General features: G+C 67.5%; 15 protein-coding genes and 2 pseudogenes. 6 read left to right on the top strand and 11 right to left on the bottom strand.

Annotated elements, in window-relative coordinates:
- The first annotated feature begins 22 nt into the window (after nt 1-22).
- Together AC1KVE_RS00955 and AC1KVE_RS00950 are read left to right on the top strand one after the other, a co-directional pair.
- Nucleotides 23-1,864, top strand: coding sequence for a glycoside hydrolase family 35 protein (locus tag AC1KVE_RS00955; RefSeq protein ID WP_481092018.1), 1,842 nt, complete (start codon nt 23-25; stop codon nt 1,862-1,864).
- A gap of 319 nt (nt 1,865-2,183) precedes the next feature.
- Nucleotides 2,184-2,399, top strand: a complete 216-nt coding sequence (locus tag AC1KVE_RS00950; RefSeq protein WP_016904393.1) for a hypothetical protein — start codon at nt 2,184-2,186, stop codon at nt 2,397-2,399.
- A gap of 72 nt (nt 2,400-2,471) precedes the next feature.
- Here AC1KVE_RS00950 and AC1KVE_RS00945 read toward each other — a convergent pair whose 3' ends face one another.
- Nucleotides 2,472-2,801 carry a RebB family R body protein gene (locus AC1KVE_RS00945; protein ID WP_126966186.1) on the bottom strand — a complete coding sequence of 110 codons (330 nt, stop codon included), beginning with the start codon at nt 2,799-2,801 and terminating at the stop codon, nt 2,472-2,474.
- Nucleotides 2,802-2,881: 80 nt separating this feature from the next.
- Nucleotides 2,882-3,202 carry a hypothetical protein gene (locus tag AC1KVE_RS00940; protein WP_435014051.1) on the bottom strand — a complete coding sequence of 107 codons (321 nt, stop codon included), beginning with the start codon at nt 3,200-3,202 and terminating at the stop codon, nt 2,882-2,884.
- 4 nt (nt 3,203-3,206) lie between these two features.
- On the opposite strand from AC1KVE_RS00940, the gene AC1KVE_RS00935 reads away from it, so the two are divergent.
- Nucleotides 3,207-4,319 (top strand): sialidase family protein, encoded by a 1,113-nt coding sequence (locus tag AC1KVE_RS00935; RefSeq protein ID WP_481092019.1) that lies wholly within the window; start codon nt 3,207-3,209, stop codon nt 4,317-4,319.
- Between the two features lie 822 nt (nt 4,320-5,141).
- Here AC1KVE_RS00935 and AC1KVE_RS00930 read toward each other — a convergent pair.
- The 3 genes from AC1KVE_RS00930 to AC1KVE_RS00920 form a co-directional block, all read right to left on the bottom strand.
- A complete protein-coding gene (locus AC1KVE_RS00930) occupies nt 5,142-5,873 on the bottom strand; it encodes a copper homeostasis protein CutC (protein WP_481092020.1) in 732 nt (243 codons plus the stop codon).
- Complete coding sequence (locus AC1KVE_RS00925; RefSeq protein ID WP_024940206.1) at nt 5,870-6,934, bottom strand: glycosylasparaginase; 1,065 nt, start codon at nt 6,932-6,934, stop codon at nt 5,870-5,872. Before AC1KVE_RS00925 ends, AC1KVE_RS00930 begins: the two co-directional genes overlap by 4 nt.
- 579 nt (nt 6,935-7,513) lie before the next feature.
- Nucleotides 7,514-7,783 carry a hypothetical protein gene (locus AC1KVE_RS00920; RefSeq protein WP_481092021.1) on the bottom strand — a complete coding sequence of 90 codons (270 nt, stop codon included), beginning with the start codon at nt 7,781-7,783 and terminating at the stop codon, nt 7,514-7,516.
- Nucleotides 7,784-7,859: 76 nt separating this feature from the next.
- Here AC1KVE_RS00920 and AC1KVE_RS00915 point away from each other — a divergent pair, with 76 nt between their 5' ends.
- From AC1KVE_RS00915 to AC1KVE_RS00905, 3 genes are all read left to right on the top strand, one after another.
- A complete protein-coding gene (locus tag AC1KVE_RS00915) occupies nt 7,860-9,329 on the top strand; it encodes a vWA domain-containing protein (protein WP_481092022.1) in 1,470 nt (489 codons plus the stop codon).
- Nucleotides 9,330-9,358: 29 nt separating this feature from the next.
- Complete coding sequence (locus AC1KVE_RS00910; RefSeq protein WP_102251519.1) at nt 9,359-9,931, top strand: sigma-70 family RNA polymerase sigma factor; 573 nt, start codon at nt 9,359-9,361, stop codon at nt 9,929-9,931.
- 1,172 nt (nt 9,932-11,103) lie between these two features.
- Complete coding sequence (locus AC1KVE_RS00905; RefSeq protein WP_146009950.1) at nt 11,104-11,565, top strand: hypothetical protein; 462 nt, start codon at nt 11,104-11,106, stop codon at nt 11,563-11,565.
- Nucleotides 11,566-11,610: 45 nt separating this feature from the next.
- Here the strand turns inward: AC1KVE_RS00905 and AC1KVE_RS00900 are convergent, their stop codons facing one another.
- From AC1KVE_RS00900 to AC1KVE_RS00875, 6 genes and pseudogenes are all read right to left on the bottom strand, one after another.
- Nucleotides 11,611-12,183, bottom strand: a complete 573-nt coding sequence (locus AC1KVE_RS00900) for a GNAT family N-acetyltransferase (protein ID WP_102580834.1) — start codon at nt 12,181-12,183, stop codon at nt 11,611-11,613.
- A 224-nt stretch (nt 12,184-12,407) separates the two neighbouring features.
- On the bottom strand, nt 12,408-12,884 hold the full coding sequence (locus tag AC1KVE_RS00895; RefSeq protein WP_024940325.1) for a chemotaxis protein CheW: 477 nt from the start codon (nt 12,882-12,884) through the stop codon (nt 12,408-12,410).
- Nucleotides 12,885-12,919: 35 nt separating this feature from the next.
- Entirely contained in the window at nt 12,920-14,107 is a 1,188-nt protein-coding gene (locus tag AC1KVE_RS00890; protein ID WP_102251500.1) for a chemotaxis protein CheB, read from the bottom strand.
- A gap of 7 nt (nt 14,108-14,114) precedes the next feature.
- Nucleotides 14,115-16,553, bottom strand: a pseudogene (locus AC1KVE_RS00885) (hybrid sensor histidine kinase/response regulator); the annotation flags it as partial.
- 165 nt (nt 16,554-16,718) lie between these two features.
- A pseudogene (locus AC1KVE_RS00880) lies at nt 16,719-21,377 on the bottom strand (Hpt domain-containing protein); the annotation flags it as partial.
- 113 nt (nt 21,378-21,490) lie between these two features.
- The gene (locus tag AC1KVE_RS00875) at nt 21,491-23,527 is read right to left on the bottom strand and encodes a methyl-accepting chemotaxis protein (RefSeq protein ID WP_016904289.1); all 2,037 of its coding nucleotides are present in this window, start codon (nt 23,525-23,527) and stop codon (nt 21,491-21,493) included.
- Nucleotides 23,528-23,532 lie beyond the last annotated feature (5 nt).

Raw genomic sequence — 23,532 nt, 5'->3', positions numbered from 1 at the left:
TCGTTACCGCCGAGAATCGCCCATGTTGCGCAGCACCCTCAGCCCCCTCGTCCTGGCCCTCGCGCTGGCGCTTCCCGTCGCCGCCAATGCCGCCGACACCCACAGCTGGCCCAGCTTCGGCACCCAGGGCACGCAGTTCGTGCGCGACGGCAAGCCGTATCAACTGCTCTCCGGCGCCATCCATTTCCAGCGCATCCCGCGTGACTACTGGAAAGACCGCCTGCAGAAGGCGCGCGCACTGGGCTTGAACACGGTGGAGACCTACGTGTTCTGGAACCTGGTCGAGCCGCAGCAGGGCCGGTTCGACTTCACCGGCAACAACGACGTGGCCGCGTTCGTACGCGAGGCCGCCGCGCAAGGCCTCAACGTGATCCTGCGGCCCGGCCCCTACACCTGCGCCGAGTGGGAAGCCGGCGGCTACCCCGCCTGGTTGTTCGGCAAGGACAACATCCGTGTGCGCAGCCGCGACCCGCGCTTCCTCGCCGCCAGCCAGGCCTATCTGGATGCCGTGTCCCAACAGGTGCGTCCGCTGCTCAATCACAACGGCGGGCCGATCATCGCCGTGCAGGTCGAGAACGAATACGGCTCCTACGACGACGACCATGCTTACATGGCCGACAACCGCGCCATGTATGTCAAGGCCGGCTTCGACGACGCCTTGCTGTTCACCTCCGACGGCGCCGACATGCTCGCCAACGGCACCTTGCCGGACACCCTGGCGGTGGTGAACTTCGCCCCCGGCGAGGCCAAAAGCGCGTTCGACAAACTGATCAAGTTCCGTCCCGACCAACCGCGCATGGTCGGCGAATACTGGGCCGGCTGGTTCGACCACTGGGGCAAGCCACACGCCAGCACCGACGCCAAACAACAGACCGAAGAACTGGAGTGGATCCTGCGCCAGGGGCATTCGGCCAACCTCTACATGTTCATCGGCGGCACCAGTTTCGGCTTCATGAATGGTGCCAATTTCCAGGGTAATCCCAGCGACCATTACGCCCCGCAGACCACCAGCTACGACTACGACGCCATCCTGGACGAAGCCGGCCGCCCCACCCCCAAGTTCGCGCTGATGCGCGACGCCATCGCCCGCGTCACCGGCGTGCAACCGCCCGCGCTGCCCAAGCCGATCGCGATCGCGGCGCTGCCGGACACCCAACTGCGCGAATCCGCCTCGCTGTGGGACAACCTGCCCGCGCCGATCGCCATCGACACCCCGCAGCCGATGGAGCACTTCGGCCAGGACTACGGCTACATCCTCTACCGCACCACCGTCACCGGCCCGCGCAAGGGGCCGCTGTACCTGGGCGAGGTGCGCGATGTGGCGCGGGTGTATGTCGACCAGAAGCCGGTCGGCAGTGTCGAGCGCCGGCTGCAGCAGGTCTCCACCGATGTGGATATTCCGGCCGGCCAGCACACGCTGGATGTCCTGGTCGAAAACAGCGGCCGCATCAACTACGGCCCGCGCATGGCCGACGGCCGCGCCGGGCTGGTCGACCCGGTGCTGCTGGACAACCAGCAGCTCACCGGCTGGCAGGCCTTCCCGCTGCCGATGCGTTCGCCCGACAGCATCCGCGGCTGGACCCGCACCCCCGTCGCAGGCCCGGCCTTCCATCGCGGCACGCTGCGCATCGGCACACCGACCGACACCTATCTGGACATGCGCGCCTTCGGCAAGGGCGTGGCCTGGGCCAACGGCGTCAACCTGGGCCGCCACTGGGCCATCGGCCCGCAGCGGGCGTTGTATTTCCCTGCCCCGTTCCAGCGCAAGGGCGACAACGCCGTGGTGGTGTTCGACCTGGACAGCACCGCCAAGCCCGGCGTGCGCGGCCTGCAGCAGCAGGTGTGGATCACGCCGAAGGAGTAACCGGCACGCGGGTGGCGGGCCGCTGGCGATTGCGCACCTGTCCGGGGCGGCGATCGCAAGCCGCACGCCCATGCCCGCCGACGCCCAAAACCAACCGCCAGGCAACCCGCCGGGCGCCCCCGGAGCGACGCCCCTTCAGACCGCCGCGCGCCCGCCGCTATCTGGAGGTCCGCTGCCCGCGCAGCGTCTGCTACCAATTGTGGTATCGGACCGATCGCATTCCAGGCAAGATCACCGGCTCACGCCGTTGTGGAAGGCAGTGGCGCATTCCCGTCGTCCTATCGGGCGACGGTCAGATCGTGAGTTCCAGGAGCGTTTCATGTCGTCGTCCACCGTTACGCAAGACCCTGTCTCCGCGGTTCCGGAGCAGACCCAGCACGCCTTCGCCGAACACGTCCACAGCAAGCCCGCGCCCAGCCAGCCGATCGGCAGCACCGAAGCGGCGCACCTGATGACCTTCCTGTGCCAGACCCACTCGGCCAAGCAGCCGCAGATCCTGCTGCCGCCGCAGGCGCGCGACGACGACGCGGCCTGAGTGCGACGACGCTCGCGTCAGCAATGGCGATAGCAACATTGGCGACAGCACTGCCGCTGTCGCCAGCCGCCATTATTTGCCGGTGTTGAACGCATTGAGCACGGTGAGCAGACTGGTCAGATTGTCGGCGACACCCGCCTGCGCGACCTTCGCGACATCCGCCGCCGAGGCGGTCGTATCAAGGCTGTAGATCTGCATCACGCCCTGGTTGGTGGCGGCCTGCGACAGGGTGTTTTGCTGCTGTTGTACCGATACCGCGTTCTGAAACAGGATGTCGGTCGAATGCGCCATGCTCTGGTAGATCGTGCTCGTGGCCATTGCAGGCGCCTCGCCAATGACCTTGACGTTGGACTGCGTGACAGCATCGGTGATCTGGTCGTTGACTGATGTTGGAAAAGCCATACGTGTGCTCCTGAGGGGACGGATACACGGTACTGCGCGTTGTTGCACGCCAATCGGCCCTGACAGCCGGTCGCAGCTGTTTACCGCGTCGCAGTGCGCCGACCAAACACCAGGCACACCGCACACCATGTCATCTCGATAACGGCCTGCTCGCGTACGACTGAATCCCCGCAACGCCGCTTCGCGATGGACGTCGCAGGCGCAGCAAAGTCCTGCGTCATGGCGGTGGGCAGGATCAGCGCGGTCAGGCCGAGTGCAGCCAGCCAGCGCAACGGGAAAGTGGGCGTGACGACATCGCGGGTCCTCGCCGTGGTGGGCGACGACGGCCCCTGGGATAACCAGAGCACATGGTATTTAATAGATAATAAATAGGTATCTTTAAAATCCGCACAGGACTTCACCACGATGCTCCCGTCACGCCTGCTGACCTGCCTTGTTGCGAGCCTTGCCGCCTGCGCAGTTCAAGCCGAATCGCCCATGCCGACGCCTTCGCCCATCGTGCTCAGCGAGTTCATCGCCGACCCGGCACCGACACCGCAGGCGCACGCCTCCACGCTGCTGGAAACCCGCGACGGCACGCTGCTGGCGGCCTGGTTCGGCGGCGCGCACGAGGGAGCGGCCGATGTCGGTATCTGGCTCGCACAACGCGGCGCGCAGCACTGGCAGCCGCCGCGACGCATCGCCGATGGCGCGCACGCAGGCACCAATGGCGCCGCGCTGCCGGCCTGGAATCCGGTGCTGTTCCAGTCCGGCACCGGCCCGGTGCAGCTGTACTACAAGCTCGGCCCGAATCCGCGCGATTGGTGGGGACTGCGCACCACTTCCGATGACGACGGTGCGCACTGGTCGCCGCCGCAGCGGCTGCCCGACGGCATTCTCGGCCCGATCAAGAACAAGCCGGTGCAATTGCCGAACGGACGCATCCTCGCACCCAGCAGCAGCGAAGACCGCGGCTGGCGCGCGCATCTGGAATGGAGCGACGACGACGGCGCGCATTGGCAGCGCGGCATGCCCCTCAACGACCCGGCGGTGATCGGCGCGATCCAGCCCAGCGTATTGCTGCACGCAGACGGGCGCGTGCAGGTGCTCGGGCGCAGCCAGCAGAACAGGTTGTTCAGTACCTTCTCGCAGGATGGCGGCCTGCATTGGCAACCGATGCAGCTGCTGGACGTGGAGAACCCCAACTCCGGCACCGACGCGGTGATGCTGCGCGACGGCCGCGCCCTGCTGGTCTACAACCCCGGCATCGCCGGCAAGGACTGGTGGGATGGTCGCGGCACGCTTGCGGTGGCGCTATCGACCGACGGCGTGCATTGGCAACGCGCCCTCACGCTGGAAAACAGTGCAAAAGACGAGTTCTCCTATCCGGCGGTGATCCAGACCCGCGATGGTCTGGTCCATATCAGCTACACCTGGAAGCGCCAACGCATCAAGCATGTCGTCCTGGATCCGACACGACTCGGCAGCGAGGCAGATGACATAAGATCGCCGCAGTCATTGCCCGGAAGTGCGCAATAGATCGTACGATCGAGGGCGCGGTGCCCTCGCCGCTTGCAGGACACGCCGTAAACCCATCCCTGGGGGCTCGGTGGCGGCATCCATGCCGCCACACGGTCCCGCAAGCGGCGAGGACACCGCACCAGAGAAGTTGTTGGCTGTTTTATTGAAAGCCATGCGTACCGACCATCGAGACAGGTCCTTGTCCGCCTACCGTCGCGGGACCTTACGCGGCATGGATGCCGCGTAAGAGCCTACACGGACGTACTTGCGGCGTGTCCTGCGATGGTGGGCGGGCAAGGGCCCTGCAACGAAGCACCAGATCAGACGCTTTGCGTTCGCTGCTTCCACCGTGCCCTGTCTAAGCTCAACACAACATGCTATTGAGCTCGGCCGCCGTTTCAACGCAGCAAAGCCTGGTGGTCGAGGGCGCAATGCCCTCACCACTTCCGGGACACGCCGTGAATCCATCCGTGGAGGCTCCGTGGCGGCATCCATGCCGCCAAGGGTCCCGGAACCGGCAAGGGCATCGCGCCTGCTAAGTTGGTCGTGCGCTGATGGAACTGCACAAGCGACGCGCCGACAACCGCTCCTGCTCTTCTCCACACACACCGACCATCTCGACAGGTCCTTGTCCGCCTACCGTCGCGGGACCTTACGCGGCATGGATGCCGCGTAAGAGCCTACAAGGACGTACTTGCGGCGTGTCCCGCGATGGTGGGCGGGCAAGGGCCCTGCAGCCAAGCTACAGCTCACATGCGACGTCTTCGCTCCACCTAGATTGCCCAGCCACAGCGCGCAAAAAGGTTCCCGCTCACGTGCTCCACAATCGGCACACGCGCCTCACAGCTCCTGCAACAACCCCACGATCCGCCGCACACGCGCCACATCGGTACGCTGGTAGTCGCCGCCCAGATCGGAGATGTACGCGTGCGGCGCATGCACCTGCGCCGCAACCGGCCCACGTGAGGAGGCATGGAACTCGCGCGCGCCGGTGTTGGCACGCAGCGCACGCACATTGCTTTCGGTCACGCCCGCGCCCGGCATGATGCTGATGCGGTCGCCCGCCTGCCGCACCAATGCGGCAATGGTGTCGACACCTTCAAGCGCGCTCGCACGCGCACCGGAGGTCAGCACGCGCTCGCAACCCAGCGTGATTGCATCTTCCAGCGCGCGTGATGGATCGGCGCTGACGTCGATCGCACGATGAAAGGTCACGCCCAGCGAACCGGCTGCGGCGATCAACACCCGCATCGTGCCCATGTCGACCTGCCCGTGCGGATCCAGCGCACCCAGCACCACGCCATCGCAGCCCAGCCGCACGCATTGCTCCACATCGCGCCGCATCACCTCGACCTCCGCCGCGTCGAAGACGAAGTCGCCCACGCGCGGACGGATCAATACGTATAGCGGAATCTGCAATCGCTCACGCACCACTGCCAGCGTGCCGAACGATGGCGTCAGCCCGCCGCCATCCAGGCCCCCGCAGAGTTCGACCCGCATCGCACCGCCTTCCTGCGCCGCCAATGCCGACCCCACCGAATCGGCGGCCACTTCCAGCCCCAACGCACTCATGCTGCAGGCTCGGTGGTGTAGTGGCTTTCACCGGGCACCAGCAGATCCTGCCGCTGCGCATCGCAGACCGCGTAACTGAAACCCTTCTGGATCGCGAACGCCCCCACCTCGCCGCGCTTGTTCATCGCCAGAAATCCTACCTGCAAGGTGCGGGTGAGTTCGGGCTTGCGCCGGATCAGCCGCATCACCACCTCGCGGCAGGCATCGGCCGGCGACTTGCCCTGGCGCATCATTTCCACCACCGCAAAACTGCCGACATTGCGGATCACCTCTTCGCCGACGCCGGTCGAGGTCGCACCGCCCACCTCGTTGTCTACATACAGCCCCGCGCCGATGATCGGGCTATCGCCGACCCGGCCGTGCATCTTCCACGCCATGCCGCTGGTGGTGCACGCGCCGGACAGGTTGCCGTGCGCATCCAGCGCCAGCATGCCAATGGTGTCGTGATTGTCCTTGCCGCCCGGCAGCTTCGCATCGCGCCAGGCGCGGTTTTCGATATTGGCTTCCGGCGAATACTTCGAGGTCTTCAACCACTCTTTCCACGCCGCTTCCGAGCTGGGCGTGAGCAGCTTGGTCTGTGGAAATCCCTGCTCCAGCGCGAACTGCCGCGCGCCATCGCCGACCAGCATCACATGCGGGGTTTTTTCCATCACCGCGCGCGCCACCGAAATCGCATGCACCACATCTTCCAGTGAAGCAACCGAGCCGCAATTGCCCAGGTGATCCATGATGCAGGCGTCCAGCGTCACCCGGCCATCGCGGTCCGGATAGCCACCCAAGCCAACAGTCGGATTACTCGGGTCTGCTTCCGGCACGCGCACGCCGGCTTCCACCGCATCCAGTGCGATACCGCCGCTGCCAAGGATTTTCCAGGCCGCCTGATTGGCGGCAATGCCGAAATCCCAGGTGGAAATCACCCGCGCCGCGCCGCGCGGCAGCGCGGTAACGCGTCCGGCCGTGCCGGCACCGGCGGCGGCCTGCGCACGTGCGCCCCACCCGGCCAGGCCGGAAGCGATCGCACCAAGCGTGGCGCTCTTGAGGAAGTGACGACGTTGGATCATCCGGGCGAACTCCATGCAGGAAGAAGACAGGCAACCGCAGTGCGCGGCCATAGCCTTCCATCATGCGGCAGCACCGCGCGCGGATAAACCGCCTTGCGGCGCCCAGCAGTGCGGATTCGCGCATAACGCGCAGCACTGACTGTAAAGCCCCTCTCCCACAGCGGCGAGAAGGCACGGCTTGCGCGCGGGCCTTGGAGCGCCCGCGCTGCTGGCGCGGGCCGGGACGCGGAGCGGAGGTCGGGGTGAGGGTACGGGGCGACCGGCACCGCCCTGCAGCGCCGTGCCCTCATCCGGCGCTAGGCGCCACCTTCTTCCAATGGGAGAAGGGAAGCATCAAGCCCCTCTCCAACGGGAGAGGGGTTGGGGTGAGGGTACGCAGACAAGTGATGCCCATCGCCCAGCCCTCCCCGCAGCGGGCACTGCACACAGCACTCAGCAGCGATCGAAAAAATCTTCACCCCAGTTAACCCCGTTTGCCGCACTGGCCCGTTTACTCAACAGAGGCGCAGTGCACGGCGACCTCGGGCGGTCCGTTGTTCACCCATCCCTCTTCGCCACGCAAAGGATTCCCATGCCCCGTCACAGCCTTCTTGCGCTCGCCTTGCTGCTGAGCGCCTGCTCGCACGAGCCGACCCAGCCGAACAGCGACAGTTCGCGCACCACCGTGCTGCCTGCAACCGCGCAGCCATCGCCATCCACCGCTTCGACACCCGCGCAGATCGAGGGCAGTCTCGCAGCGCCTGCCCCCGCCCACCCCATGCAGCCGCCGTCTGTGCCGAGTCCAGCACCGGCACCATCGCCATCCGCGATGCCGATGCCAATGCCAATGCCGATGCCAGCAGCGCCCATCGCACTTGAGGCCTCCGTTGCACAGCGGGCGCCAAGCGCCAAGTGGGTCGCACAACGCCCAATACTCGACAACCACATGCCGATGCCGCTGGTCCTGCCGGCACCGGCCGAAGACCGCGAAACCTATCAAACGCTGCGCGACAACCCGATCGTGCAGACCGCGGCGAATCCGGTGTCCACCTTCAGCATCGACGTGGACACCGGCAGCTATAGCAATGTGCGGCGCTTCCTGAGCGCAGGCACGCTACCGCCGGTGGACGCCGTGCGTGTGGAAGAGCTGATCAACTACTTCCGCTACGACGACCCCGCACCCACCAACGGCCAACCGTTCGCCGTGCGCACCGAACTGGCGCCCACGCCCTGGAACAACGACAGCCTGCTGTTGCGCGTCGGCATTGCCGGCCGCGACATCGCCAGCGCCGATCTGCCGCCGGCCAACCTGGTGTTTCTGGTCGATGTCTCCGGCTCGATGGACTCGCCCGACAAACTGCCGCTGCTGCAATCCTCGCTCAAGCTGCTGGTGCGTCAGTTGCGGGCGAAAGATCGCATCACCCTGGTGACCTATGCCGGCAACACCGCAGTCGTGCTGCCGCCCACGCCCGGCGACCAGCAGGGCCGCATCATCGAAGCCATCGACAGCCTGCAGTCGGGCGGGTCCACCGCCGGCGCCAGCGGCATCGAACTGGCCTACAGGGCTGCCCAGCAAGCCTATCTGCGCGGCGGCATCAACCGCATCCTGCTCGCCACCGATGGCGACTTCAATGTCGGTGTCACCGACTTCGATCAGCTCAAGGGCATGGTCGCCGAAAAGCGGCGCTCCGGCGTGGCGCTGTCCACGCTCGGCTTTGGCACCGGCAACTACAACGACACGCTGATGGAACAGCTGGCCGATGCCGGCGACGGTGCATACGCCTATATCGACTCGGCGCTGGAAGCACGCAAGGTACTGACCCATGAGCTCGGCGCCACGCTGGCCACGATCGCGCGCGACGTCAAGATCCAGGTCGAATTCAATCCGGACACGGTCAAGGAATACCGCCTGATCGGCTATGAAAACCGCGCACTGCAACGCGAGGACTTCAAAAACGACCAGGTCGATGCAGGCGAGATCGGCGCCGGCCACACCGTCACCGCGCTGTATGAAATCACCCCGACCGACGGCCACGCATCGGTGGACCCGTTGCGCTATGCCAACACCCCCACACCTCGAAACGTGCGTGCAATCGACAACGAACTGGCGCACGTCAAACTGCGCTACAAACTGCCCGATGCACAACGCAGCCAGTTGCTCGACACGGTGGTCCGCAGCAATCAGCGCCGGGCCTTGAACGCCACCAGCGATGCCTTCCGCTTTTCTGCCGCAGTGGCCGGGTTTGGCCAGCGCCTGCGCGGCGGCACTCAGCTGCACGGCTGGGATTATCCGCAGGTGCGTGCCCTGGCCGCGGCCAGCCTGGGCAGCGACCGCTTCGGCTACCGCGCCGATTTCCTGCAGATGGTGCAGCAGGCCGATGCACTGAGTAGCCGGCCAATCGCAACCACCGACTGATGCGCGCGGCACCTGCCTATACTGCGCGCATGCAACCTGCCGACCTTGCGCATCTTCCCGACGAGGAGCTCATGCTCCTCGTCGCCAATGGTTTTGTCGAACAGCCGGCCACCGAGTTGTTCACGCGTCACAACCGCGCCCTGTTCAACTTCCTGGCCTGGTTGTGCGAAGGCAACCTGAGCGAAGCCGAAGACCTCGCGCAGAAGACCTGGGTCAAGCTGATGACCCGCTGCAGCGACTACCGCCCCGGGCAGGCCGCCTTCACCAGTTTTCTGTTCCAGATCGCGCGCAACGGCTGGATCGACACCCGTCGCAGCGCCTATCACAGCACCTCGGTGGCGCTGGACGACGCGCATCTGCAGCTGCCCGATGACGACCTGTCCACCGAGCAGCTGGCCATGCTCGGCCAGCAACACCATCGCGTGCGCGCCGCGGTGATGGCATTGCCCGACGCACAACGCGAAGTGGTGGTGCTGCGCTTCTTTGCCGAGCTCGGCGTCGACGAAATCGCCCAGGTGATCGGCGAAGGTTTCGAGACCGTCAAGAGCCGGCTGCGCTATGCATTCGCAAAGTTGCGCCTGAGCCTGGACGCGACCCGATGAGCCAGTCCTTCGATCGGTTTGTCGCCGGCAGCGATGGCCTTGCCGCACTGCTGCGTGCACTGCCGGCGCATACGCCGCCGGCGTCGATGCAGGCGTGGTTCGCACAGGCCGCACGCAACGCCGATGCCGAACGCGCTGCAGTGCATCCAACGCAGGACACCTTGCAGTTCGAAGCACCCGCCACGATGGCGGCGATGTTTGCGGCGGCCGCCGCGCAGGCGGAGCAGGCGCAGGCCGCACGGCGTGCTGCCGTGCAGGCGCGTCTTGCACAGGGCCAGCCTGTCGATCAGGCCGGGACGACGAACCTGGGCGAGTCCGCGCGTGCGTGGATCGCCGCGCAACCGCTACACGCCGATACGGCAGAGCTGCGTCCGACCGCGCGTGTGGCCGCAGCAGCTGCGTCGCTGGCTACGGCGGCACCGGCATCTGCACAGGAAGCCGGAGCTGCCGCGCTTCCCGGGCCTGATAGCGCGTCCACATCCACCTCCGATGCATCGGCGCAGGCGCAGGCATCAGCAGCCACAGCAAGCTCAAACCCTGCCCCTGCCGGCAACGCAGCCGCCCGCCGGCGCAGCAGCCGTCGCCCGCGCTGGATGCCGACGCTGGCCTTCGCTGCATCGATCACCCTGGTGGTCGGCATCGGATTGCAGTGGCAGGCCAGTCAGCCCACTGCGGAAGCGCCGGCAGCGGCTGCAGTCGGGACGGCAGTCGTCGAACCGTCGACAGTTCACCCAGCCAGGCGCGCGCCTGAGCAGGTCGATCCCGGCGCAGACCATATGTTGGTTTTGCCTGCGGTGCCGGCACCTGCGGATGCCGAAGTCCCCGAAACCGCAGCGCGCCCGAGCGCGGCATCCCCCTCCCCGCCACCAGCGCCGTCAGCCCTGCCATCGCCCGCCTTGGCCCCGGAACCAGCCAGTGCAGCGGCGCCTGTAGCGCCTGCGCCGTCATTCGACTCCGCACTCGCCGCCGAACCCACGCCAGGCACTGACCTGCAATCTGCCGACGCGCAGCCATCTGCGGCGCCTGCGCCAGCTCCGGCTCCAATCGCCGCACTCCGCGAGGATGCGTCGGCAAGTGGCTCGCTCGCAGCCAGTGCCCGGCGCAGCGCGCCTGCAGCACTTGCCCCCATCCCGCCCTCGCCAGCACCGGCATCACTGCCGGCCCCACCGCCGTTGACCGAGCAGGCGCAGATCGTCATCAGCGCAACAGACGGCACGCTGCAATCACGCGCGCCTGGCGCAGGCCAGCCTGCACCGCTGCGTGTGCTCCATGCGCCGTTGGCGCAGACGGACGCCGCCCGCGCAACACCGCCAACCAGCCAACCAGCCTTCAGCACCACGGCGGTTGACGCCGGGATGTCTCGAGCAAAATCTGCCCCGGTGCGCATCGCGCCGATTACGCGCGCCATGTCGCCGGCCGACTGGCTTGCGCGCCACGCCGCTGCCGACGATCCCGCGCCGGCTCGGATCCGCATCCTGGCCGCCACACCCGATGCACCCGAGGTGCAGGACTGGGCCAACCGACTGCGCGAGCGCCTCCGGCAACGCGGTTGGTCAACACAGGTGGAGGTCTTGCAGGATGCAGGGCTCGAAGCCGACCAGCTGCGTGTCGAGCCGCTGACCGCCACCCCCTAGGTCACCGCACATCGCGCATCGCTGTACCCGCCTGTGCAACCGGGCTCACGCACCCGCCGCCGGATCGTCGCCGCGCAACCTGCTGGTCAACACATGGTCGCGCCAGACGCCGTTCAATTGCAGGTAACGGCGCGCATAGCCTTCGATCTGGAAGCCCAGCCGCTGCAGCACGCGCGCACTGCGCAGGTTGTCGGGGACGTATTGCGCCATCACCCGATGCAGGCCAAGCGGGCCGAACGCAAACCCGATGCCCTGCGTGGCCGCCCACTGAATCAGGCCGCGCCCCTGCTGCTGCGCATCCAGGCCATACCCGAGATGACAGCCCTGGAAGGCACCGCGCTGGATCTGGGTGAAGCCGACCGTGCCGATCACCTGCGCATCGCGCAGCAACACCAGTTGCAACTCGCGCTCGCCCGGCACCGCGGTGCGGTAGGCGATGCTCAGCCGGCGCCAGCCCTCGGTGGTGTAGAACGCCGGTGGCCGCAGCGGCATCGCCGCGGCCAGATGCGCGCGATTACGGCTGTGGTAATCGGCCATCGCGGCCGGATCGACGATGGCCAGATCGCACAGCAGCACACCGTCGGCGTGCTCGACCGGCGCGAAGACGGGAAGACTCATGACAGCCGCGGGCGCGCCTTGCGCGCGGCGTGCGAGTTGTGTAGAGCAGGCTGACACATACAGATCACGCCCCCGCAAACGGTTGCCCTACGGCAGCAAGACATCCCAGCCATCTGCCCACTGCACGCAGCGCGGCGGCACTCGTCAGAGCAGCGCGGCCTCTACCCGATCCTCATCCCGGCACTGCCCGCAACCGGGCAGCGTCGTCGCCCGGCAATGGCACATTAGGCGGCAACCGCCGCAAGCGCCTGCGCAACCTGCGCCTCGATCGCATCCAGGTTCGGCAGCAATGCGCTCTGCTCGCCCAGCAGCACGCGCATATGCACGCCGTCGGGCAGCGCGTCTTCGGAGGCGTCGGCCAGCAGGCCGTCGCGCGGCACCGAGATCAGCTGCGGGAACGAGGCGGTGAGCAAGGCGAAATACGGCAGCACCGGATTGCCGCCCAGCGCCTTGAGCACGATCACCTTGTTGTTGACCGCCGTAGGCTCCTCGCCCATGCCGCTCAAGCGCGCGAACGACAGCAGCGGCACCTTCCAGCCGTACCAGTCGATGCGCCCGACCACCCAGCGCGGCATCTCGGCCATCGGCTCGACCGCCACGCGCGACATCACCTCGGCCACCGTGGCGTTGGGCAGCAGCACGCGCTCCTGGCCCGCCTGGATCAGGACGCCGCGGATTTCGTCATTGTTGGCGTAGCTCATCGCACCTGTTCCGTTCTTGAGAGGAAGCGCCCGGCTTACGCCGGCCAGCGCTGCGCCAACGCCTGCGCCAGCTGCGCAGGGTCGCCGGTCAGAATGCCCTGGCGCGCCAGACGCGCCGCCGCGGCCGGGTCGTAACAGCCGTCGGCGGATTGACCGGCCAGCCAGCCGCCCTGCTCGGCCAGCGCCAGCGCGGCCTCGACCAGCGCCTCGTTGGCACCGCTGAGCATCAGCACCGCGCTGTCGGTCGGCGGCAACGCGGCCACCAGCCCGGCCGGATCGGCCTGCGCGACAAACGCCAGCGCGCCGGCATGTTGCTGCACGCCGATGTCGTCGGACAGCACGTAGACCTTGCCCGCCGCAATCACCTGGCCGGCTTCGCCCAGTTCGACCGGCAATGCCGACACGCGTCCCATCTGCCGCACCAGGTTGCCGTACTGGCCGCCATCCAGGGTCATGCGCACCAGCACGGCGCGCGGAAACTCCGGCGGCAGCGCGGACAGCAGGCGACGGATCGCATCCGGGCCGCCGATACCGGCCAGTACCAGCACAGCACCGGTGGTGTCACCGGCCTGATCCAGCTCCACCAGCGACAGTCCGCCGGTCGACAACGCGTCCATGTTCAATTCGGCACGCGGGCGCACCACCACCGCGACCTCGTCGACCAGGCCCCAGGTACTGGAATCGCCCAGCGTCAGGCCCGGCGTGTCGGCCGCAGCTGCGGCCTCGGACGTGTCCGCGTCACGTGCGAACAAAGCATCGCCGGGCACGCTGTCGAATGCGTGCGCGGCTGCCTGCAGATGCTGGTCCAGCTGCAGGTCCGAATGCTGCCGCGGCGCCAGTTCCAGGCCCGGTTCGGGCTGCAGCGAAGGCTCGCTCTCGGTGCCTGGCGGCAGTACGTCGGCATGGCCATGCAGCTTGGCGGCCAGATGGCGCACCCAGCGCTGCGCTTCCCAGCCCTCGCGGCGCACGGTCAGTTCGGCCTCGTCGAAGATCACCGTGACGCCGGGCATGTTGAAGGCCGGCTCCAGCGCTTCGAGCGCGTCTTCGATCGACGGCTCCAGCGCGACCAGCACCGCCACCGGCTCGGCATCGCGCAGCATCTGCACATCTACCGCGGAGGGCTCGTCTTCCAGCACCACGTGGGCGCCAGCCAGGCCGAGCGCTTCACGCAGGCGCTCGCGCGCCTGCCCGGGGCGGCCCAGCAGGGCGACCGGAGTTCCCATTGCGCCATTATTCTCGGACACGGGCGATCCCCAGCAGGTCATACACGTTTCGCATCAGATCCAACTCTTGGTAAGGCTTGCCCAGGTAACGCTGCACGCCGATCTCGAAGGCGCGCTGGCGATGCTTCTCGCCGCTACGCGAGGTGATCATCACGATCGGCACCGCCTTGAAGCGCGGGTCGGCACGCATCGCGGTCGCCAGCTCGTAGCCGTCCATGCGCGGCATTTCGATGTCCAGCAGCATCAGGTCGGGCACGCGCTCCTGCAGCAGTTCCAGTGCCTCGACACCATCGCGTGCGGTGGTGACATCCAGGTTGTGGCGTTCCAGCACGCGGCTGGTGACCTTGCGCATGGTCAGCGAATCGTCCACCACCATCACCAACGGCACCTGGCGCTGCGATTCGGCCGGGGTTTCCGGCGCCGGACGCGCCGGCTGGCTGAGATAGCGGCGCACCAGCGGGGCCACGTCCAGGATCACCACCACGCGGCCATCGCCGGTGATGGTGGCGCCGTAGATGCCCGGCACCGAAGCGATCTGCAGGCCCACCGGCTTGACCACGATTTCGCGGTTGCCCAGCACCTGATCGATCGCCACCGCCGCGCGCAGGTCGCCCGCACGCACCAGCAGCAACGGCACCTGCGCCTGACCATCGGCACGCGCGGCGGCCTGGCCGACCAGCGAGCCAAGATCGTGCAGCACGTACTCCTCGCCGGCGTAGTGGTAGCCGCCCTCGCCCGACTCGTAGCGGCTGCGCGAGATGCGGCCGATACCGCTGACCGATGCCACCGGCACCGCGAAGGTGGTGTCGCCGATGCGCACGAACACCGCCTGGGTGACCGCCAGCGTCTGTGGCAGGCGCAGGGTGAAGGTGACGCCCTGGCCGCGCACCGAGTGGATGTCCACCGAGCCGCCGAGCTGACGCACTTCGTTGCGGACCACGTCCATGCCCACGCCACGGCCGGCCAGCTGGCTGACCTGCTCGGAGGTGCTGAAACCGGAGGCGAAGATCAGCCCATCCAGTTCGGCCTCGCTGAGTTCCTGGCCGGGTTCGATCAGGCCGCGCTGCTCGCCGCGGCGACGGATCGCCTCGCGGTCCAGCCCGGCGCCGTCGTCGGCCACTTCCAGCACGATTTCCGAGCCTTCGCGGCGCAGACGGATCGCGATGCTGCCCTCTTCCGGCTTGCCCGCGTCGCGCCGTTGCTCCGGCGCTTCCAGGCCATGTGCCACCGAGTTGCGCAGCATGTGTTCCAGCGGCGCGACCATGCGGTCGAGCACGTTGCGATCGAGCTCGCCCTGGGTACCTTCCAGCAGCAGATGCACCTGCTTGCCGGTATCGGTGGCGGCCTGGCGGACCACACGGCGCAGACGCGGCACCAGGCCGTCGAACGGCACCATGCGCGCACGCATCAGGCCGTCCTGCAGCTCGGAGCTGACGCGCGACTGCTGTTGCAGCAGGCCGTCGTATTGACGCGAGAGATCTTCCAGCACGCCCTGCAAGCCGCCCAAGTCGGCGGCCGATTCGTTCAGCGCGCGGCTGAGCTGCTGCAGGGTGGAGAAGCGGTCCAGTTCCAGCGGATCGAAGGTGCGATCGCCCTGATCCTGCTCGCGCTGATAACGCGCCACGATCTGCGCTTCGGTTTCCAGATCCAGACGACGCAACTGGTCGCGCAGACGGGCGTTGGTGCGATCCAGTTCGCCCATGGCGCCGCGGAAGGCGCCCATCTGCTGTTCCAGCCGCGAGCGGTAGATCGCCACTTCGCCGGCGTGATTGACCAGGCGGTCGAGCAGGTCGGCACGCACGCGCACCTGTTCCTGCTGCGTGCGCGGCAGCAGTTCTTCTTCGACCTGGCCGTCGACCGGGATGGGCGCTGACAGCGGTGCCGGTTCCACCGACGCCTTGGCGATCGCACGCACATCGGCGTCGCTGGGCTCTGCGGCATTGCGGCCACGGGTACGGGTTTCGAAGGCTTCTACCAGGTCGGTCGGCATCGCCACGGCGCGGTGCATGCCGGTGCGGGTCAACAGCTGATGCAGGCGGTCGAAGCCGCGCTCGAACAGGCGCACGTCGTCGCGGTCGATGTCGGTCCGGTTGGCCGCCACCGCTTCGAGCAGCGATTCGATCGCATGACCGAGGTCGCCGATGGCGTTGATGCCGGCCATGCGCGCGCCGCCCTTGAGCGTGTGCAGGTCGCGCTGCAGTCCGTTGAGGACCTCGCGGTCTTCCGGCACCTCGCGCATGCGGGCGATCAGACCATCGCAATGGTCGAGCAGGTCGCGGCCTTCCTCGACGAAGATATCGACCAGTTCGCCATCGAGCTGGTCGAAGTTGAGCGGGCCGGTATCGAAGGCTGCGCCCACGTCGCTGGCGGCGCTATCGGCCGCTGCGGCGTCTTCCACCGGCGCGCTGAAGGCCACGGCTGCGACGTCTTCGTGTTCGCTTGCGGAATCGGCAGATTCGACTTGCTCTGTGTGTCCGACCTGTTCGGCGTGCTCGGGATACTCGACTTGTTCGGCGTGTTCGACTTGCTCGAGATGCTCGACAGCATCCGTGTTGGCAGCCTCGAGCGTCGCGTCTGCGTCTGCGTCTGCGTCTGGATGCTGCGCGTGGACCTCGGCATCGGCATGGGTATCCGCCTCGGCGTCAGCCGCGACGTCCGAGCGCAGCTCCGGCGCAATGTCCGACTGCGGATCACCGGTCTCTTCGACCTGATCGGCCACCTGCGCCATCTCGAAGGCTTGCACCGATTCGATGGTGTGTTCGGGTAGCGCTTCGGCAGCCGGCTGTACGTACTCAGCGTGGTCTGCGTCTGCGGGCTGTTCCACCTCTGCAGTCTGTTCTGCTTCAGCGTGCTCTGCTTCAGCGTGCTCTGCTTCAGCCTGCTCTGCTGCTGGAGTCTGCTCTGCTTCTGCAGCGTGCTCGACTTCGTCGGCATGCGCGTGCGCGTCCAGGTGTTCCTGCTCGCCCGAATCGCCGTGCGCTTCCCCTTGCGCAGCCTCGTCCGTATGCGCAGGTTCCTGCAGGTGCACCTGCTCGCCCGACAGCGCATGTTCTTCGGAAGACGGATGCTCGCCCAACTGCGCGGTGTCTTCCACCTGCAACTGGTCGCCAAGCTGCGCGTCCGCATCGTCAGGCAACGCGGCATCGCCGTGCTGCGCTGCCTCCTCGGCAGGCAGCTGCGCGTGCGCACCGATAGCCTCGTCGTGCGGGGTGGACACGTGGTCGCCCTGCCCGGTCGACTCGCCGTCCAGCGCCGCGCTGTCCTGCGTCCAGTCTTCGCTGGTCGCCGCTTGCGTGTGGTCGGCCAGCGGGGCCTGCGCATGCACCGCTTCCAATGCCTCGATGGTCTCGACAGGCGCTTCGTCCGTGGACGCCGCGTCATCGCTCAATGCCGCCTCGGCATCCTGCGCGCTTGTGTCACCCTCGAGCTGCTCGTACTCGGCAGCGTGCTCGCCCGGCGACTGCTGCTCGGCCTCTGCACGCTCGGCAGCAATCTCCCCCGCTTCGGGTGCGGCGAGCGTCTGCGCATCGCCCAACGCGGCTTCCGCGTCGGACAACTCGTCCACTGCCACGTGCTCGCCAGCTTCCGGCACGTCGCCTGCGTGCGCATGCGACGCCGCATCGACATGGCCGGCCTGCTGCAATCCGGTCGCATCCCAGGCATCGGCGTCGACCACCGGCTCATCGGCCGGCGTGTCGTGCGCATCGACGCCAGGCGACTCGGCTTCGGCTTCGTGCTGGTGCTGGGCAGCATCGCCATGCGAGGCCTCGGCGAGCTGCTCCGCTCCCGCATCGGAGGCGACCGCATCCCCGGCCGGGGCCTGCGCGGTCTCGACCGAATCAGCAACCTGCTCCTGCTCCAGCGCAGCAACCTCAGCCGTCTGCGTCTGTTCGTGCGGTGCCGGTGCGTCCAGCGCAAGCGACGAGGTGTCTTCAGCCTCGGCCTCGGCCAGCTCGTCCACCGCGATCGGTGCGTCGGCATCGGCGTGCGCATCGGCATCCGCTGCGTCATCGGCGGAATGCACGGGCGCGCTGTGATCGCTCGTATCCGACGGCAGCGCGCTGGCGTCCAGATACTGCGACAGATCCTGCGCGCCGGTCAGCTCGACCGCCGACTCGCTGCTGACCGCCATCTCGCCCGGCGCATCCAGATCTTCCAGCTCGTCCAGGAACGCCTGCGGTGGCCACTGCGCTTCCGGCAGCGTCTCCACCAGCGCGCGCAGGCGTTCGCTCAACGGCGCAAACGATGGAATCAACGGCGCATCGGCGCGCAAGGCGGTCACGGTGGTGGCGATTGCCGACGCCGTTGCGGCAATGGCGTCGATGCCCTCCTGCGAGGGGAGCAGCGACGCGGCAAGCAGACGCTTGACGTAGCTCTCGGCCGGCGTGGTCACCAGCGTGATTTCCGGTACGTCGGTCATCGCAAATGCGCCACTCATGGTGTGCACCGCGCGCAGCAATTCTTCGCTCGCCAGCTGCGGCTCGGCCTGGTTGGCCTGCAGCCATGCGTTGACGGTTTCCAGATGGGTGGCGACTTCGGCTTCCAGGATCTCGCGCAGCACGCTGTCCACCGAGGCCGGTGTGCCACCGGTCGCCGCGAACACGCCTGCCGCTGCCGGAATGAAGGCGACATCCGTAGCCACCGGCGTTGCCGGCGCGGCCACGTAGTAGACTTCTTCGCCCGCGGCCACACGCTCGGCAACTGCCTGGATGTCCGGCAGATCGGCGCTGATGCGGCCCTGGTCGCGCAATGCGGCGTTGAACTGCGGCAGCACTTCGTAGGCCAGTTCGACCATCGCCACCACCGCCGGGCTGGCCGGCCGCGAATTGTCGAGCACGCGGTTGAGCATGCTCTCGATCTTCCAGCTGAACTCGCCGAGCACCTGCGCGCCGACCAGGCGACCACTGCCCTTCAAGGTGTGGAAGACGCGGCGGATCGGGCGCAGGTTGTCCTGGCTGTGTGGCGCGGCACGCCAGACCGGCAGCAGCTGCCCCAGATTGACCAGCTCTTCGTCGAATTCCTCCAGGAATACGTCGCGGATGTCGTCGTCGATATCGCTGTCGCCAAAGCCGCCGAAGATGCCGGCATCGGCACTGGCCTGGGCCGGTTCGCTCGCTGCCGGCTCGGGCGCTGCCTTCGCAGTCTGACTGTCGGCATCGGTCGTGTGCTGTACCTGCGGACGCTGCACATCGAACTGCGCGGCGGCCGCGTCGAGCTGGGCCAAAAACGCCGTCGATGCGGCGTCCAGTTCGAACTCGCTGACTACCGCCTGCTGCACGCGCGGTGCGCTCTGCTCGGCGGCGGCGTCGGCCGGGGCTGGCTGCGGTTCGGGCGCGGAGTCGACGAACGGGTCGTCCAGCTCTTGCGGCGCCACGGGCGGCAGCGGCGGCGGCGAGAACGCATCCTCGATGCTGGTCTGCGCGCGGCCGGTCTGGGCCTGCGCGATGAAGTCCAGCGGTGCCTCGCTCTGGTCGGCATCGCCCGGCAACTCGATCTGCTCGATCTGCAGCGGCGTCGGTTCGGCAACCGCCGGCGTGGCGCTATCGTCCTTCTCCAGCGCACTCAGATCCACGGTGTAGCTGACCTGCGCGGCATCGGCCGACACGCTGCCGTCCTGCTCGGCCGACACCGGGTCGAACACCGAGGTGGCGATCGGTGCGGCGTGTTCGGTGGTTTCCAGCTGCCAGTCGCCGGGCGCCTGCGCGCCATCGTCGGACAGGTCCAGCGGCGCAACCGTAAACGGCACGTGCGCCTGGCCGGAGACGGTTTCCTCGGCGGCGACCGGGTCGAACGAAAACACCGTGTCGGTAGCGGCAGCGCCGGTGTCGTGCACCACGCTGGCGGCGAACGGCGCCTCGACCACGGTTTCGTTGGCCCATTCCAGCGACGGCGTCGGCGCAGCGTCGTTGGCCGCCAGCGCCGGGGCAGCGGCCTGCTGCGCGAGCGATGCGGCGAGCTGCTCGGCCACACTACCCGGCTGGTCGGCACCGACCGGCAGGTCGGACGGCTGGCCCGAGGGCAGCGGCCAGTAGCGCAGCGTTTCCAGGCTGTTGCGGGTGATGTCCAGGATTTCCTCGCGGCCGGGACGGCGCTCGCGCAGGGCTTCCAGGTAGTACTCCAGGCTGGCCATCGCATCGGCCAGGGTGTCCAGCTGGCGCCCGCTGGGCACGCGCTGCTTGCCGATCAGTTCCAGGTCGACATAGCGGCGCACGCCTTCCAGGTAATCGGCGGCCTGCGGCAGCTCGAGGATGCGCAGCGCACCGCCGACTTCGCCGAGCAGATGCGGCACGTCGGCCAGGCGGGCGTGGTCCCAGTTGGTCTCGATGAAGGCGACGAAATGCTCGCGCGCCGCACCGAAATTGGCGATCGCTTCCTGTGCCAGCACGTCCACCGTGCGCCGCACTTCCGAGGAGGTAGCGCTGTTGCTGGCTTCATTGCCGTCGCCGACATCGGCGCCCAGGCTGGCGACCTGGTCATCCAGCGAGGCATCGACATACAGCAGCGCACCGGCGATATCCAGCAGCACGCCTTCGTCCATCTGCACCTGGCCGTCGACCACGCGCGCCAGCGCATCGCGCTGCTGCACGACCACATTGCGCGCCACGCCCAGGCCCATCATGCCCAGGGTGTCGGCAACGCTGCCGAGATCCTTGACCTGGGTCTGCAGTTCGGCGATCTCGCCGCCGGTACGCAAGTGCAGGTCCAGCGCGTCCTTGACGCGCAGCAATTCTTCCTTGACCGCGTTGCCGACGGTGTCGAGCAACTCACGATTGCGCCCGCTCAGGCTGCCGCGCGCGTGATCCAGCTCGGCCTCGGTGGCGACGCCGGCCTGCGGATCGAACGCGAACAACACGCTTTCGCTCAGACCGGGTTGACCACGCGTGGCACGGATTTCATTGAGCAGCGGCAGCAGCACGATCGGAATGTCGCGGTGACCGTTCTGCAGGCGCTCCAGGTAGTCGGGCAGCAGCACGGTGCCGCGCATCAGCATGGCGCAGGCTTCGTCGCGGTCGGCCACCTCGCCGACCTGCACCGCCTGGGCCAGCAGCTCGAGTTCTTCGGCCACCATCGCCGGGGCGTACAGCTCCACCATGCGCAAGGTGCCCTGCACCTGGTGCAGATAGCCGGCGCAGAAGCGCATCCGACTGGTGTCGGACGGTTCTTCGGCAAAGTACTCGATCTCGTTGCGCGCCTGGCGCAACGTCTCGTCCAGCTCCGGCTTGACCCAGCCCAGCGCAGCGTGACTCATCGCATCGCGAAGCGCACTCATTGCAGCCCCCTGCCTACGGCCGGGGTACCGCCGAGGCGGCCACCGGTCTGTTCCTGCATCGACGTAACGCTACTACGCGCCATCTGCTGATCCTTTCCCGTTCCGCGTCGTGCTCACGCCGGCAGCTTGAAGTCGGCGACCGAACGGCGCAGATCGGCAGCGAGCTGAGCCAGGTTGCCGATCGACTCGGCCGTCTGCTCCGCACCCTGCGATGTCTGGCTGGTGATCTGACGGATCACGCCCATGGTCTGTGTGATATCCGTCGCTGCGGCCGACTGCTGGTGCGCGGCGATGGAGATGTTCTTGATCAGGTTGTTCAAGGCGTTGGACACGCGCTCGATTTCGGTAAGCGCGGTGCCGGCGTCTTCGGCCAGGCGTGCACCGGACACCACTTCGGAGGTGGTCTGCTCCATCGAGCTGACCGCCTCGTTGGTATCGGCCTGAATGGTCTGCACCAGGCCTTCGATCCGCCGGGTCGCGCCGGAGGTGCGTTCGGCCAGGCGCTGCACTTCGTCGGCCACCACCGCGAAACCGCGACCGGCCTCGCCCGCCGAGGCGGCCTGCACCGCGGCGTTGAGCGCCAGGATGTTGGTCTGCTCGGAAATGTCGTTGATCAGTTCCACGATCGAGCCGATCTCCTGCGAGGATTCGCCCAGGCGCTTGATGCGCTTGGAGGTTTCCTGGATCTGGTCGCGGATCTGGTCCATGCCCTGGATGGTCTCGCGCACCACGCCGGCACCTTCGGCGGCGATCACCACCGAGCGCTGCGCCACTTCGGCCGACTCGGTGGAGTTGCGCGACACCTGTTCGATGCTGGCGGCGATTTCGCTGATGCGCTCGGAGGCGGTGGTGATCTGGTTGGCCTGCTGGCCGGCGGCGTCGGCCAGCTGCATCGCGGTGGCCTGGGTCTCCTGGGTCGACACGGCGACCTTGGCCGAGGTGTCGTTGATCGTGGTCACCAGGTGGCGCAGCTCGTCCACGGCGTAGTTGATGGCGTCTGCAATCGCGCCGGTCATGTCCTCGGTCACCGAGGCCTTGACGGTCAGGTCGCCCTCACCGAGCGAGCTGATTTCGTCCAGCAGCCGCATGATCGCCTGCTGGTTGCGGCTGTTGAATTCCACCTGCGCCTGGTAACGCACGTCCTGCTCGCGCGAGCGTACCCGCACCGAGCTCCAGACAAAGCCAATGATCGCCAGCAGCGCCAGCAGGCCGGACACCACGCCCAGCCAGAAGTTCGGAAACAGGCGCGTGTCACGCACCGAGCCGAACGCCGAGAACGCATCGAACAACTTCTTGCTGTCGTCCAGCATCTTGTTCGAGCCGGCGGTCAGCGCCGCGGCCGAGGACTGCGCGGCGAACAGGTTGCGCGAGCTGGCCAGGATGGCGTCGACGTCCTTCTTCATCGTCGCCCACTGCGCCTGCGACTGCTCCAGCGCCGACAACGCGGCCGGGTTGCGCACCGCGGCGATGCCCAGTTCGTCGTTGCCCGCGCGCAGGCCTTCGAGCATCTGCGTGAACACCACCGAGTCGCGTGCCAGCGCATCGCCGGAGGCGGCGGCATTGGCGCCACCGGCGCGCATTTCGGTCACCCGGCGCGCCATGGTGCCGGCGACCACGACCTGCTGCAGCGTGTTGTAGATCTGCGAGGCGGGCGCGCCGCTGACCGTCATCGCGCGCACCACTTCGTTCAACTGCGCCTGCAGCTGCGGCACGCTGCCGGAGAAGCGTTCGGCGTTGCCGGACAGACCCAGCACCGCCGGTTCGCTGGCGATGACCTGATCTGCGTTCTTGCTCAGCGGCACCCAGGTCGCCTTGAGCTGGGCCATCGAGCTGGCGACCGAGCCTTCCTGGCCGTAGCGGCCATCCAGTTCGCTGACCGTGCTGTCGATGCGCGCCTTGGTCTCCTTGAACGCGGCAAACGCCTTGGGGTCACCGGAGACCGCTTCGCGGCCCTGGTTGGCCAGCTGCTGCGACAGCACCTGCAGATCGGCCGCGCCGGTGCCGGCACCGGCCAGGCGACTGCCCTGCCAGGTGGCGACGCCGGTATTGGCGCCGAACACGATCATCGACAACACCAGCAAACCAAGCCAGAAGCTGGTGCTGACGCTGCCGAGCTTGTTGGTCTTGCGGGCGTCCGGGGCGGTACTCATGGTTC

It is taken from the genome of Xanthomonas sp. NCPPB 2864 (assembly GCF_056675615.1).
The sequence above is the reverse complement of the archived record's forward strand: the minus strand, read 5'-3'. Positions and strand labels throughout refer to the sequence as shown.

What these genes read in the sequence shown, in the direction of transcription:
- AC1KVE_RS00955 (WP_481092018.1), top strand. Translation starts at nt 23, where the DNA reads ATGTTGCGCAGCACCCTCAGCCCCCTCGTCCTGGCCCTCGCGCTGGCG.
- AC1KVE_RS00925 (WP_024940206.1), bottom strand. Translation starts at nt 6,934, where the DNA reads ATGATCCAACGTCGTCACTTCCTCAAGAGCGCCACGCTTGGTGCGATC.
- AC1KVE_RS00935 (WP_481092019.1), top strand. Translation starts at nt 3,207, where the DNA reads ATGCTCCCGTCACGCCTGCTGACCTGCCTTGTTGCGAGCCTTGCCGCC.
- AC1KVE_RS00930 (WP_481092020.1), bottom strand. Translation starts at nt 5,873, where the DNA reads ATGAGTGCGTTGGGGCTGGAAGTGGCCGCCGATTCGGTGGGGTCGGCA.
- AC1KVE_RS00945 (WP_126966186.1), bottom strand. Translation starts at nt 2,801, where the DNA reads ATGGCTTTTCCAACATCAGTCAACGACCAGATCACCGATGCTGTCACG.
- AC1KVE_RS00920 (WP_481092021.1), bottom strand. Translation starts at nt 7,783, where the DNA reads ATGGGCGCTGCTGGCATCGGCATTGGCATTGGCATCGGCATCGCGGAT.
- AC1KVE_RS00890 (WP_102251500.1), bottom strand. Translation starts at nt 14,107, where the DNA reads ATGGGAACTCCGGTCGCCCTGCTGGGCCGCCCCGGGCAGGCGCGCGAG.
- AC1KVE_RS00910 (WP_102251519.1), top strand. Translation starts at nt 9,359, where the DNA reads ATGCAACCTGCCGACCTTGCGCATCTTCCCGACGAGGAGCTCATGCTC.
- AC1KVE_RS00915 (WP_481092022.1), top strand. Translation starts at nt 7,860, where the DNA reads ATGCCGATGCCGCTGGTCCTGCCGGCACCGGCCGAAGACCGCGAAACC.
- AC1KVE_RS00875 (WP_016904289.1), bottom strand. Translation starts at nt 23,527, where the DNA reads ATGAGTACCGCCCCGGACGCCCGCAAGACCAACAAGCTCGGCAGCGTC.
- AC1KVE_RS00950 (WP_016904393.1), top strand. Translation starts at nt 2,184, where the DNA reads ATGTCGTCGTCCACCGTTACGCAAGACCCTGTCTCCGCGGTTCCGGAG.
- AC1KVE_RS00895 (WP_024940325.1), bottom strand. Translation starts at nt 12,884, where the DNA reads ATGAGCTACGCCAACAATGACGAAATCCGCGGCGTCCTGATCCAGGCG.
- AC1KVE_RS00900 (WP_102580834.1), bottom strand. Translation starts at nt 12,183, where the DNA reads ATGAGTCTTCCCGTCTTCGCGCCGGTCGAGCACGCCGACGGTGTGCTG.